The 12,234-nt window shown below is 56.5% G+C and carries 10 protein-coding genes and 1 tRNA gene; 9 read left to right on the top strand and 2 right to left on the bottom strand.

Translation table 11 applies throughout. The features are described from left to right. The first annotated feature begins 31 nt into the window (after positions 1–31). The 8 genes from hisC to pyrF all read left to right on the top strand — a co-directional run bounded on the left by hisC (position 32) and on the right by pyrF (position 8,586). Complete coding sequence (gene hisC / locus LPB19_RS13350) at positions 32–1,156, top strand: histidinol-phosphate transaminase (protein WP_206643387.1); 1,125 nt, start codon at positions 32–34, stop codon at positions 1,154–1,156. Further along, positions 1,146–3,383, top strand: coding sequence for a bifunctional prephenate dehydrogenase/3-phosphoshikimate 1-carboxyvinyltransferase (locus tag LPB19_RS13345; RefSeq protein ID WP_407943929.1), 2,238 nt, complete (start codon positions 1,146–1,148; stop codon positions 3,381–3,383). Before hisC ends, LPB19_RS13345 begins: the two co-directional genes overlap by 11 nt. Positions 3,384–3,385: 2 nt before the next feature. Next, positions 3,386–4,066, top strand: a complete 681-nt coding sequence (gene cmk, locus LPB19_RS13340; RefSeq protein WP_206643385.1) for a (d)CMP kinase — start codon at positions 3,386–3,388, stop codon at positions 4,064–4,066. Between the two features lie 129 nt (positions 4,067–4,195). After that, complete coding sequence (gene rpsA / locus LPB19_RS13335) at positions 4,196–5,887, top strand: 30S ribosomal protein S1 (RefSeq protein ID WP_206643384.1); 1,692 nt, start codon at positions 4,196–4,198, stop codon at positions 5,885–5,887. Positions 5,888–6,024: 137 nt separating this feature from the next. After that, on the top strand, positions 6,025–6,321 hold the full coding sequence (locus LPB19_RS13330) for an integration host factor subunit beta (RefSeq protein WP_007154691.1): 297 nt from the start codon (positions 6,025–6,027) through the stop codon (positions 6,319–6,321). A 57-nt stretch (positions 6,322–6,378) separates the two neighbouring features. Then, the gene (locus tag LPB19_RS13325) at positions 6,379–6,681 is read left to right on the top strand and encodes a LapA family protein (protein ID WP_206643383.1); all 303 of its coding nucleotides are present in this window, start codon (positions 6,379–6,381) and stop codon (positions 6,679–6,681) included. After that, positions 6,681–7,850 carry a lipopolysaccharide assembly protein LapB gene (gene lapB, locus LPB19_RS13320; RefSeq protein ID WP_206643382.1) on the top strand — a complete coding sequence of 390 codons (1,170 nt, stop codon included), beginning with the start codon at positions 6,681–6,683 and terminating at the stop codon, positions 7,848–7,850. Before LPB19_RS13325 ends, lapB begins: the two co-directional genes overlap by 1 nt. Positions 7,851–7,875: 25 nt before the next feature. Then, positions 7,876–8,586, top strand: coding sequence for an orotidine-5'-phosphate decarboxylase (gene pyrF, locus LPB19_RS13315; RefSeq protein WP_228289117.1), 711 nt, complete (start codon positions 7,876–7,878; stop codon positions 8,584–8,586). 64 nt (positions 8,587–8,650) lie between these two features. Here the strand turns inward: pyrF and LPB19_RS13310 are convergent. Beyond that, positions 8,651–8,726, bottom strand: a tRNA-Asn gene (locus LPB19_RS13310). A 70-nt stretch (positions 8,727–8,796) separates the two neighbouring features. After that, a complete protein-coding gene (locus LPB19_RS13305; RefSeq protein WP_206643380.1) occupies positions 8,797–9,981 on the bottom strand; it encodes a pyridoxal phosphate-dependent aminotransferase in 1,185 nt (394 codons plus the stop codon). 194 nt (positions 9,982–10,175) lie between these two features. On the opposite strand from LPB19_RS13305, the gene uvrB reads away from it, so the two are divergent. Then, complete coding sequence (uvrB, locus tag LPB19_RS13300; RefSeq protein ID WP_206643379.1) at positions 10,176–12,233, top strand: excinuclease ABC subunit UvrB; 2,058 nt, start codon at positions 10,176–10,178, stop codon at positions 12,231–12,233. Position 12,234: the final 1 nt, after the last annotated feature.

The raw sequence follows: 12,234 nt of genomic DNA, 5'->3' as shown, positions 1-12,234 counted from the left end.
GTTGTCTGGGTCAGAAGGAGGCGAAGTAGCGATGACAATCGATTACCAGAGTTTGGCGGTGAGGGGTGTTCAGGCACTTTCGCCTTACCAGCCGGGCAAACCGATTGACGAACTGGCCAGGGAACTCGGGTTGGATCCGGCCGACATCGTGAAGCTGGCGAGCAATGAAAATCCGCTGGGGCCGAGCGAGAAGGCCCTGTCGGCGGCACGGGATTCCCTGTCGGAATTGTGTCTCTACCCGGACGGCAATGGTTTTGACCTGAAGCAGGCGTTGTCGACTCGTTTGGGGGTTGATGCCAGCCAGATTACTCTGGGCAACGGTTCCAATGATGTATTGGAAGTGATCACCCGCTGTTTCGCCGACGCAGATGCCGAGGTGATATTTTCCCAGTATGCCTTTGCGGTTTATCCGCTGGTCACCCAGGCGATTGGAGCCAGGGGCGTTTCAGTGCCGGCGGTCAATTGGGGGCATGATCTGACAGCTATGGCTGACGCCATTACCGATCGAACCCGATTGATTTTCGTTGCGAATCCCAACAATCCCACCGGCACTGTCCATCATGCAGAGGCCATCGAGACCTTTCTTGATCGTGTGCCGGCCAACGTCATCGTGGTGTTGGACGAAGCCTATTGCGAATACCTTGAGGGCGCTGCTTACCCTGATGGCATCGAATTACTGAAGCGTTACCCCAACCTGATTGTCTGCCGAACCTTTTCCAAGGCGTGGGGCCTGGCGGCCCTGCGGGTGGGTTACAGCGTGAGTTCGCCGGAAATTGCCGATGTTCTCAACCGCGTTCGGCAGCCCTTCAACGTGGATACCGTTGCGTTGTCTGCCGCGACAGCTGTTCTGGCCGATGAGGTGTACCTACAGCGTTCCCGTGAGGTGAATGAGGCAGGGCTGCGACAGCTGGAGCGGGCGTTCGATCGTCTTGGTCTCGATTACATTCCTTCTGTGGCCAATTTCATTGCCGTCGACGTGGGTGGCAACTCTGAAGACGTGTTTCAGTCGTTGTTGGCTCAAGGCGTGATTGTGCGGCCAGTAGCGGGATACGGCATGCCCCGGCATCTGCGTGTGTCGGTCGGATTGCCAGAGCAGAACGAGCGCTTTGTTGCGGCGCTCGAGCAGGCTTTGAGTCAGGTCGGATATGGGGGCTGAAGTGTCCGCTCAGAAGCCAATTTTCAACCGCGTTGCCATTCTCGGGCTGGGGCTGATCGGAGGGTCGCTCGCCAGCGCGATCCGGCGTCATCGGCTCGCCGGGCAAGTGGTCGGTTACGACAAGCGGTCCGATGAGCTTGCCCTTGGCGAGTCTCTTGGTGTGATCGACCAGGCGGCGAACTCCATTCAGGATGCCGTCCAGGGAAGCGATCTCGTGGTTCTGGCCGTGCCCGTTCGGGCGACAAAAACCGTTCTGGAAGAGATTAAGCCCTGGCTGGATGATGCTGCTGTTCTGACTGATGTCGGGAGCACCAAGTCCAGCTTTGTGGCTGACGTCGAGGCTGTTTTTGGCTCAAGGTCCCCTCGTGTTATCCCTGGCCATCCGATTGCCGGCTCCGAAAAGAGCGGAATACGCGCGGCCAATCCAGAGTTGTTTGTCAGCCACAAGGTCATACTCACCCCGGGCGACGATGCGGACGAGGACGCGCTCAGCCGTTTGACGGCGCTGTGGCAGGGCTGCGGTGCAACGGTATTGACCATGTCGGTCAGCTACCATGACGAAGTGCTGGCAGCCACCAGTCATCTCCCTCATCTGATCGCGTTTTCGCTGGTGGATACTCTGGCCGGTGAGGATGAAAACATGGATATCTTTCGCTACGCGGCGGGAGGTTTCCGGGATTTTACCCGCATTGCGGCAAGTGATCCGGTCATGTGGCACGATATCTTCCTTTCAAATCGGGATGCCGTGTTAAGAGTGATTGACCATTTCACGCACGATCTTGATCAGCTCAGAACCGCGATAGCGGCGCAGGATGGCGCGACGTTGCTGCGGGTTTTCAGTCGCGCAAAGGCAGCGCGGGAACATTTTTCGAAGATACTTTCAGGACAGGCTTTCGTGACAAACCATAGCGAGAAACAGGTAACGTTCCGACTTCAGCCCGGCGGGGCAGTGTCCGGCGAATTTCGGGTGCCCGGGGACAAATCCATGTCGCACCGGTCGATCATGCTGGGTGCATTGGCCGAGGGCATAACGGAAGTCACGGGATTTCTGGAAGGTGAGGACAGTCTGGCGACGCTACAGGCCTTCCGTGACATGGGCGTTACCATTGAGGGGCCAGACAACGGTTTTGTCCGCATTCATGGCGTAGGGATGCGCGGGCTGCAGGCGCCACGAGGCCCGCTGTACCTCGGCAATTCCGGAACTGCGATGCGTCTTTTTGCCGGACTGATGGCGGCCCAGCCCTTTGATTCCGAGTTGACCGGAGATGCCAGTCTCTCCAAACGTCCGATGGGCCGGGTTGCTGATCCGCTGCGGGCCATGGGGGCGGTGATCGATGCCGAAGATGGGGGGCGGCCGCCTCTGAGAATCTCCGGGGGTCAGAAGCTGAACGGTATCCATTACGAGATGCCGATGGCGAGTGCTCAGGTTAAATCCTGCCTGTTGTTGGCGGGTCTCTATGCTGAGGGCAGCACATCGGTGACCGAGCCGGCGCCGACGCGGGATCATACCGAGCGGATGCTGTCCGGTTTTGGCTACCACGTCTATCGCGATGGCCCGACGGCGAGCGTCAGTGGCGGTGGCACGCTCTCTGCCTGCAACATCGATGTGCCGGCCGATATATCGTCCGCCGCTTTCTTCCTTGTCGCGGCGAGCATCGCTCCCAATTCGGAGCTGATCCTGAAGCACGTGGGCATTAATCCGACGCGCACCGGTGTGATCAATATCCTGAAGTTGATGGGCGCCGACATCGAAGTGTTCAACGAGCGGGAAATCGGTGGCGAACCGGTTGCCGATCTTCGGGTTCGGTCGGCGGAACTGAACGGTATCGATATCCCTGAGGATCAGGTTCCGCTGGCGATTGACGAGTTCCCCGTTCTGTTTATTGCTGCAGTTTGCGCTCGTGGTCGAACAGTACTGCGTGGTGCCGAGGAGCTCCGTGTCAAAGAAAGCGATCGTATTCAGGTCATGGCAGATGGATTGGCGGCGCTGGGCGTGAACGCTGTCGTCACTGCTGATGGCATTATTATCGAAGGCGGCCAGACCATTGGCGGTGGCACGGTCGACAGCCACGGTGACCACCGCATTGCCATGTCGTTCGCGGTTGCATCGCTGCGCGCTTCTGGCGACATCGAGGTCACCGATTGTGCGAATGTCGCGACCTCGTTTCCGGGGTTTGTCGAGCTGGCGCAGAGCTGCGGTATTCATATTTCCGCGGAAGGAGCCTGAAGATGAACGACGCTTCAGTGCCCGTGATTACGGTGGACGGCCCGGGAGGATCCGGAAAGGGCACCGTCACACAAATGCTTGCCAAACGTCTGGGTTACCACCTTCTCGACAGTGGGGCGCTTTACCGTTTGACCGCGTTGGCCGCTGAACGCCAGGGGGTTGCGCTGGATGACGAGGTCGGCCTGATTCGTGTTGCTGCGTCGCTGGATGTGGCCTTTGAGCCAACGCCTCCGGGAGAGCCGGCCAGAGTGGTCATGGCGGGTGTGGATGTCACTTCGGACATTCGAACCGAAGTGTGTGGCAACAACGCTTCTAAAGTGGCGGTTATGCAGCCGGTCAGAGACGCGCTGTTGCAGCGACAGCGGGACTTTCGCCAGGCTCCAGGACTGGTGGCGGATGGTCGGGATATGGGCACGGTGGTGTTTCCCGATGCACCGGTAAAAATCTTCCTGACTGCGAGTGCCGAGGAGCGGGCGCAGCGGCGCTATCTTCAGTTGAAGGACGCTGGTGTCAGTGTTACCATTGACGCCCTTTTAAAGGAGATAAAGGCGCGCGACGATCGGGATATGAACCGTTCCGCGGCCCCTCTCAAACCAGCAGATGATGCGCAAGTCATTGATTCTACCGGTTTGAGTATTGAGGAGGTGTTAGGGAGGTGTATGGCCGCTGCAGGCCAGGCCTAACTACACCTTTTTGTCGTTGAAATGCCGGGTGTGGCGTTAACGGCCAGCCACTGGCCGCATCCGGATAGTATTAACAGACCGTGTCGCTGGTAGCACGGATACACTTGCGTTGATTGCATAGGACATATAATGAGCGAGAGCTTTGCGGATCTTTTTGAAGAAAGCCTGAAAGAAATTGATATGCAACCGGGTTCCATCGTCCAGGGAACCGTGGTTGATGTTGATAACGACTGGGTCACCGTTAACGCCGGACTGAAGTCCGAAGGCGTTATCCCCGCCTCCCAGTTCCGTAACGAAAAAGGCGAGTTGGAAGTTGCTATCGGCGACGTTGTTGACGTGGCTCTGGATGCGGTTGAAGACGGTTTCGGTGAAACCAGGCTGTCCCGCGAGAAAGCCAAGCGCGCCGAAGCTTGGAAAGTGCTCGAGAAGTCCTTCGAGGCAGAAGAAGTGGTTAAGGGTGTTATCAATGGCAAGGTCAAGGGCGGTTTCACTGTCGACCTGGCTGGTATCCGTGCCTTCCTGCCCGGCTCTCTGGTAGATGTCCGTCCGGTTCGTGACACTGCGCACCTGGAAAACAAAGAGCTCGAGTTCAAGGTTATCAAGCTGGACCAGAAGCGTAACAACGTGGTTGTTTCCCGCCGCGCGGTTCTGGAAGCTGAAAACAGCGCCGAGCGTGAAGCTCTGCTCGAAACCCTGACTGAGGGTCTGGAAATCAAGGGTATCGTCAAAAACCTGACCGACTACGGTGCATTCGTAGACCTGGGCGGTGTTGACGGTCTCCTGCACATCACTGACATGGCTTGGAAGCGCATCAAGCACCCGAGCGAAATCGTCAATGTTGGTGATGAAATCAACGTCAAGGTTCTCAAGTTTGACCGTGAGCGCAATCGCGTCTCCCTGGGCCTCAAGCAGCTGGGCGAAGATCCTTGGGTAGATATCAAGGGTCGTTACCCTGAAGGTGCGAAGGTCACTGCTCGCGTCACCAACCTGACTGATTATGGCTGTTTCGCAGAGTTGGAAGAGGGTGTTGAGGGTCTGGTTCACGTGTCTGAAATGGACTGGACCAACAAGAATATCCATCCGTCCAAGGTTGTTCAGGTGGGCGACGAAGTGGACGTGATGATTCTGGATATCGACGAGGAGCGTCGTCGTATCTCCCTGGGCATCAAGCAGTGCGTGTCCAACCCGTGGGAAGATTTCTCCAGCAACTTCAACAAGGGCGACCGGATCTCTGGCAAGATCAAGTCCATCACTGACTTCGGTATCTTTATCGGTCTGGATGGCGGCATCGACGGTCTTGTTCACCTGTCCGACATCAGCTGGAATGAAACCGGTGAAGAAGCGGTTCGTCACTACAAGAAGGGTGACGAAGTTGAGACCGTTATCCTGTCTGTAGATCCCGAGCGTGAGCGTATCTCTCTGGGTATCAAGCAGCTCGAGAGCGATCCGTTTGCTGAGTTCGTTCAGCTGAACGACAAAGGCTCGATCGTTAAGGGCACGGTTTCCGCAGTTGACGCCAAGGCGGCAACTATTGCTCTGAACGACGAAGTTGAAGCTGTACTGAAGGCTTCTGAAATCAGCCGTGACCGTGTTGAAGATGCACGTAATGCGCTGAAAGAAGGTGAAGAAGTAGAAGCGAAGATCATCAGCATCGATCGCAAAAACCGCATCATCAACCTGTCCGTCAAGTCCAAGGACGTTGAAGACGACAAGCAGGCTCTGGAGAATGTGCGGAGCAAGACCGCTGAAACTTCTGGTGCGACCACCATTGGTGATCTCATCAAGGAGCAGATGCAGCAGCAGAATGCCAACAAGGACTAAGCTCCTTTTTTGGTAAGCTAAAAAAACGGGCTCTAAGAGCCCGTTTTTTTTGTGTTTTTTTTAGGTTTGGCTAAACTAGTGGTCAGAATAGCCCGGTAAAATGACGGTCGAATAATAAAGATAGAGGGAAGCGCCTCATGACGAAGTCGGAACTGGTCGAGCTGATTGCATCCAAGCAAACACAGCTGTCTGTTAAAGATGTGGAGTTGGCCGTAAAAACGATTATTGAGCACATGTCTCAGTCGCTTGCCGACGGGCAGCGAATTGAAATTCGGGGTTTTGGTAGTTTCTCCCTGCATCATCGGGCTGCGCGTACCGGCCGGAATCCGAAGACAGGGGAGGCGGTTCAGTTGCCGGCCAAGTTTGTGCCCCATTTCAAACCTGGTAAAGAACTTCGTGAACAGGTCAACGACAGTCTTAAGAAAGGCTTCTGAGTTGGCGGATTAGGGAAATTCGGGCTTTCTGGAGCCCTCTTTGGGAGTGCCTTGTTCATGGCGGGATTGCGGAAAATTCTGATCATACTGTTGGTTTTGGCCCTTGTGCTGTTGGCGCTCGTTTTTTCGCTGAATAACCAAATGGCGGTATCGCTTAATTTTCTGTTGTTCGAGACCCAGCCCCATGGCGTGGCTGTCTGGATTATCATGTCCTTTGTGGTTGGAGCGTTGGTTGGCGTGTTGCTGACCTCGCTGGCAACCATTGGCACCTCTGTCTCGCGCCGTACTTTGAAAAAGCGGCTTGATCGTACCGAGCAAGCGCTGGAGAAAACCAAGGCTCAGAACGACCGGACGCTTTAATGGACATTGTGCTTCAGTGGCTGCTACTGACTGCGGCCGTTGCCGCAGGGTGGGCGGTGGCCAAAGTTGGCAACACCTCTTCGAAGAAACGAAAAAACATTGCTGATGAAAGTTCAGTGCGGGAAAGGCTGCAGTTTCTTTTCACCAATTATTCCGATCAGGCCGTCGATAACTTCGTGCAGTCGCTGGCAGTAAACAAAGATACGGTCAGCTTGCATCTCTCCATTGGTAGCCATTTTCGCCTTAAGGGCGAAACTGAGCGCGCCATCCTGATTCACCAAAACCTGCTGGCGCGACCGGATTTGCCGTCCCGGTTCTCCCCTCAAGTAACGCTGGAGTTGGCAAAGGACTATCTGAATGCCGGTCTTCTCGATCGTGCTGAGGCGCTATTGCATGAGTTGATGGGGGATCGGGAGTACGGACAGAAATCTGCCCTGCAACTGATCGAGCTGTATCAGCAGGAGAAGGAGTGGGATAAGGCGGCCGATGTGGCGCGCACACTCGCCAGAAGTGGTGCGGAGCCATCGGTTTCCAAATCTCTGGCCTACGTCACTTGCGAGCTTGCTGACCAGGCTATGCGCGAGGATGATCGGTGGTCTGCACAGAAGCTCTGTAAAGAAGCGCTGGACTACGACCCCTCCTGCGTGAGGGCCACCCTGATTCTGATGAAGTTGCAGATTCGTCAGGGCAACTTTCGCGCCGCCAGCAATCAAAGCCTTAAGGTGTTTGAGCAGAATCCGGAATTTGGGCCAGAGGCAGTCGATCGTCTGATGCGCCTTGAGCATGAGCATGGGGATGTAGGACGGCTTGGTAAGAAGCTGCGCAAGCTTTACGAAAGCCATCCCAGTACCAGCCTGCTACTGGCTCTGGCGGAATCTGTTGAGCGCTCATCCGGGCGCCCGGCGGCGATCGAGTTGCTGCGGCAAGAGCTGGAGGTTCGGCCAAGCGTTCGAGGCTTGCTGCGTCTCGTGGAGTTGGCGGGATATGAGAAAGGTATGACGACAGACGAGGGGCGATTGGTAAGTAGAATCGGTCACCTGATCCTGGCAAATAGGCCGGTCTATCGGTGCGTCAGTTGCGGCTTTTCCGGGCAGCAGCTTCACTGGCTGTGTCCCAGTTGCAAGGAGTGGGAGTCCGTTCGCCCGATTCAAGGCGTTGAAGCCGAATAATTTTCAACTTTTCATGGTAGTTATTGTGAGCGAATCATTCGATAAGAACATTGTTGTAGCATTGGATTTTCCGTCAGAAAATCCGGCGCTGGCGCTGGCTGATGCCTTGGATCCTGACAAGTGTCGTCTGAAAGTTGGCAAGGAGTTGTTTACCCGGTGTGGGCCGCAGCTGGTCCGGAACCTTCAGGGTCGGGGCTTTGATGTCTTTCTGGATCTGAAATTTCATGACATTCCCAATACCACCTCGGCGGCGGTGGCGGCCGCGGCTGATCTGGGCGTTTGGATGGTGAATGTGCATGCCTCAGGTGGTGAGCGCATGATGACGGCTTGTCGTGAGCGGCTGGAGGCTTTCGGTGCCGATCGCCCCTTACTGATAGCGGTGACAGTGCTCACCAGCATGAGTGGTGCTGATCTCGCCGGCATCGGTCTTTCAGGCTCACCTGAAGAGCATGTGGCAAGGCTTGCAACGCTGACCCGAAACTGTGGCCTGGATGGAGTTGTTTGTTCGGCTCAGGAGGCGCCCAAGCTCAAGGCGGACCAGGGTGAAGCTTTTAAGTTGGTGACTCCGGGCATTCGGCCGGCCAGTGCCGACCGTGGCGATCAGCAGCGGGTCATGACGCCTTCAGAAGCGATCCGAGCGGGCAGTGATTATCTGGTGATTGGACGACCCATTACGCAGGCTGAGGACCCGCTGGCGGCGATGGAGGCCATCTATAACGAACTGGCGACTCTCTGAGTCGCTTTTTTTTGGCAAAAGAAAAAGGCCGCTGGTTCAGTGAATCAGCGGCCTTTAAGAATAGTGGCTCCCCGAGCTGGGCTCGAACCAGCGACAAACGGATTAACAGTCCGTTGCTCTACCAACTGAGCTATCGGGGAACGTCGTCGTGTGACGAGGCACGTATATTAAGTGGGTGCTTGCGCCTCGTCAACCCCTCTTTTTAAATTTTTAGCCCAGCGCTTTTTTCAGGCGCTCGACGGCCTTCTGAAGGTTCTCCATGCTGGTGGCAAAGCTCAGGCGCATGTGTCCCGGAACCCCAAACGCTGACCCAGGCACGATGGCAACACCGGCATCGGTCAGCAACTTCTCGGCGAACTCCACATCTGAGCTCACGCTGCTGTCAGCGTCGATGGCACCCTGAAAACTCGGGAACACATAGAAGGTCCCATCGCCGTTCAGGCATTCCACTCCCGGCAGTTCGTTCAGCGCATTTACCAACCAGTCGTGGCGCTCTTTAAAGGCGCTAACCATCTCGCTGACGCAGTCCTGGGAGCCATCCAGAGCAGCTGCGGCCGCAGCCTGTGAAACCGATGACGGATTCGACGTGCTCTGAGACTGAATCTTCTTCATGGCGCCAATGATTTTGGCCGGACCAGCAGCGTAGCCAATCCGCCAGCCGGTCATGGAGTAGGCCTTGGAGACGCCGTTGAGCACGAACGTCCGATCATACAGTTCTGGTGTGGCGTTGAGGATGTTGCAAAACGGTTTGCCGGTCCAGAGGATGGGCTCGTACATGTCGTCGGTAGCGATCATCACCTGCGGATGCTTTTTGAGGACTTCGCCCAGTGCCTTGAGCTCCTCCAAGGTGTACGCCATGCCGCTGGGGTTGGAGGGGCTGTTAATCACGAACAGGCGGGTGCGGTCAGTGATCGCGTCTTCCAGCTGCTCAGGGGTGATCTTGAAGCGCGTTTGCGCTGTGGTTTCGATGACCACTGGTTTGCCTTCGGCCACCAACACCATGTCCGGATAAGAAACCCAGTAGGGCGCCGGAATGATGGCTTCGTCGCCGGGGTTGAGGGTGGCCAGCGCAAGGTTGAAAAAGCTCTGCTTGCCACCACTGGATACCAGTATCTGGTTGGCTTCGTATTCCAGGCCGTTGTCCCGCTTGTACTTCGCAATAATCGCTTTTTTCAGGGCGGGCGTACCATCTACCGCGGTGTACTTGGTCTGGCCGTTCTGGATGGCCTCGATCGCTGCCTGTTTGATGTGATCCGGGGTGTCGAAGTCAGGCTCGCCGGCGCCCAGGCCGATAATGTCCTGGCCAGCAGCGCGAAGCTCGGCTGCTTTGTTGGTAACGGCGAGTGTGGGAGAGGGCTTGATAGCCTGTACTCGGCTGGAAAGTTGAAGGTCCAAACTTGCGCTCCTTAAAGCTGCATTTGATGGGCTGCGGACGGCGGCCCCTAGCCTTGCCACACTGGCATGCCGGTGTTCCGAGGCCACCCGATAAACGTTACGATGGTATCATGAAGCTATGTTATCGCTAAATGTCTACAGGCGTGCTGGGTAACCCTCGGCCCCAACACTCCCTCGAAGGTTGTTCTATTACCATGGCGAAAAAAGACTCCAGTGGTGCTCGCGAAGGCGTATTCAAGGTTCACTCCTCCTATCAGCCTGCCGGCGACCAGCCCAAGGCCATCGAGGGGCTGGTGGACGGTATCGAATCGGGCCTTGCGCATCAGACGCTGCTCGGGGTGACCGGTTCTGGTAAGACGTTCACGATTGCCAATGTGGTGGAGCGTATTCAGCGCCCGACCATCATTATGGCCCATAACAAAACGCTTGCCGCGCAGCTTTATGGCGAGTTCAAAGAGTTTTTTCCGAACAACGCGGTCGAGTATTTTGTGTCTTACTACGACTACTACCAGCCAGAAGCCTATGTGCCTTCGTCTGACACTTTCATTGAAAAAGACGCCTCCATCAACGAACACATTGAGCAGATGCGTCTGTCGGCCACCAAAGCGCTGCTGGAGCGTCCGGACGCCATCATCGTGGCAACGGTGTCTTCCATCTACGGCCTCGGTGATCCTCAGTCGTATCTGAAGATGATGCTGCACCTCGACCGGGGTGATCAGATCGATCAGCGTTACATACTGCGCCGCCTGGCTGAGCTGCAGTACACCCGCAACGATATCGAGTTTCACCGTGCCAATTATCGGGTGCGTGGCGATGTCATTGATGTTTTCCCGGCGGAATCCGAAAAAGAAGCGATCCGGATCGAGCTGTTCGATGACGAGGTGGAAAACCTCAGCTATTTCGACCCGCTCACCGGTGAAGTTTTACGGCGTGTTCCAAGGGTAACCATTTACCCCAAGTCCCACTATGTGACACCCCGGCAGACCATCCTCGATGCGGTAGAGGACATTCGTGCGGAGCTGGAGCAGCGGCTCAAACAGCTGCGGGACAACAATCGACTGGTCGAGGCCCAGCGCCTGGAGGAACGTACCCGCTACGACATGGAAATGATGATGGAGCTGGGCTATTGCAACGGTATCGAGAACTACTCCCGTTACCTGTCCGGCCGGCGTCCGGGAGAGGCACCACCGACGCTCTTTGATTACCTTCCGCCAAATGCGTTGCTGGTGGTGGACGAGTCCCACGTCACCATTCCCCAGATCGGCGCCATGTACAAGGGGGATCGATCGCGCAAGGAAACGCTGGTGGAGTATGGCTTCCGTTTGCCATCGGCGCTGGACAACCGACCGATGCGCTTTGAAGAGTGGGAGCGCATCGCGCCGCAGATGATTTTTGTATCGGCAACGCCGTCGGTCTATGAAGCGGAGCACGCGGGCCAGGTAGTGGAGCAGGTGGCCAGGCCCACCGGCTTGCTCGATCCTGAAATTGAAGTTCGGCCGGCGTCCACCCAGGTGGATGACCTGTTGTCGGAAATCCACGCACGCCTTGAGGTCAAAGAGCGCGTACTGGTCACCACGCTGACCAAGCGCATGGCCGAGGACCTGACCGACTTTTTGATGGAGCACGACATCCGCGTTCGTTATCTGCATTCGGACATCGACACGGTGGAGCGGGTTGAGATTATCCGGGATCTCCGCCGGGGTGAATTCGATGTGCTGGTCGGGATTAATCTGTTGCGAGAAGGTCTGGATATGCCGGAAGTGTCACTGGTCGCCATTCTCGATGCGGACAAGGAAGGGTTCCTGCGCTCAGAGCGCTCACTGATTCAGACCATCGGGCGCGCGGCTCGCAACGTGAACGGCAAAGCCATCTTGTACGGCGACAAAATCACGGGCTCCATGCAGAGGGCGATTGATGAAACCGAGCGCCGGCGGGTCAAGCAGATGGCATTCAATGAAGAGCATGGCATTACCCCCCAGGGGCTGAACAAAAAGATCGCCGATATCATGGAAGGGGCCGGCGGTGGCGGCCGGGGCCGGCGCAAGGCGGAGCGGCCGGGGCAGAAGGCGGCGGAAGAGGCCGAGCAATACCGGGCGAAAGCTGGTAACCGATCACCGGAAGAGGTGCTCAAGGAAGTATCCAGATTGGAAGACGAGATGTACAAAGCCGCCTCGGATCTGGACTTTGAAACGGCGGCACGGCTGCGTGATGAAATCGCGGAACTCAAGGAGGCGGCAATCCGTACCGCCTGAG

Origin of the sequence: Marinobacter salinisoli (assembly GCF_017301335.1) — a bacterium.
Classification (GTDB): Bacteria; Pseudomonadota; Gammaproteobacteria; order Pseudomonadales; family Oleiphilaceae; genus Marinobacter; species Marinobacter salinisoli.
Note: the sequence above shows the minus strand (reverse complement) of the source record. Positions and strands in the feature narration are given on the sequence as shown.

Coding starts and splice junctions, on each gene's coding strand:
- rpsA (WP_206643384.1), top strand. CDS start 4,196: ATGAGCGAGAGCTTTGCGGATCTTTTTGAAGAAAGCCTGAAAGAAATT.
- cmk (WP_206643385.1), top strand. CDS start 3,386: ATGAACGACGCTTCAGTGCCCGTGATTACGGTGGACGGCCCGGGAGGA.
- LPB19_RS13325 (WP_206643383.1), top strand. CDS start 6,379: ATGGCGGGATTGCGGAAAATTCTGATCATACTGTTGGTTTTGGCCCTT.
- LPB19_RS13345 (WP_407943929.1), top strand. CDS start 1,146: ATGGGGGCTGAAGTGTCCGCTCAGAAGCCAATTTTCAACCGCGTTGCC.
- lapB (WP_206643382.1), top strand. CDS start 6,681: ATGGACATTGTGCTTCAGTGGCTGCTACTGACTGCGGCCGTTGCCGCA.
- LPB19_RS13330 (WP_007154691.1), top strand. CDS start 6,025: ATGACGAAGTCGGAACTGGTCGAGCTGATTGCATCCAAGCAAACACAG.
- hisC (WP_206643387.1), top strand. CDS start 32: ATGACAATCGATTACCAGAGTTTGGCGGTGAGGGGTGTTCAGGCACTT.
- uvrB (WP_206643379.1), top strand. CDS start 10,176: ATGGCGAAAAAAGACTCCAGTGGTGCTCGCGAAGGCGTATTCAAGGTT.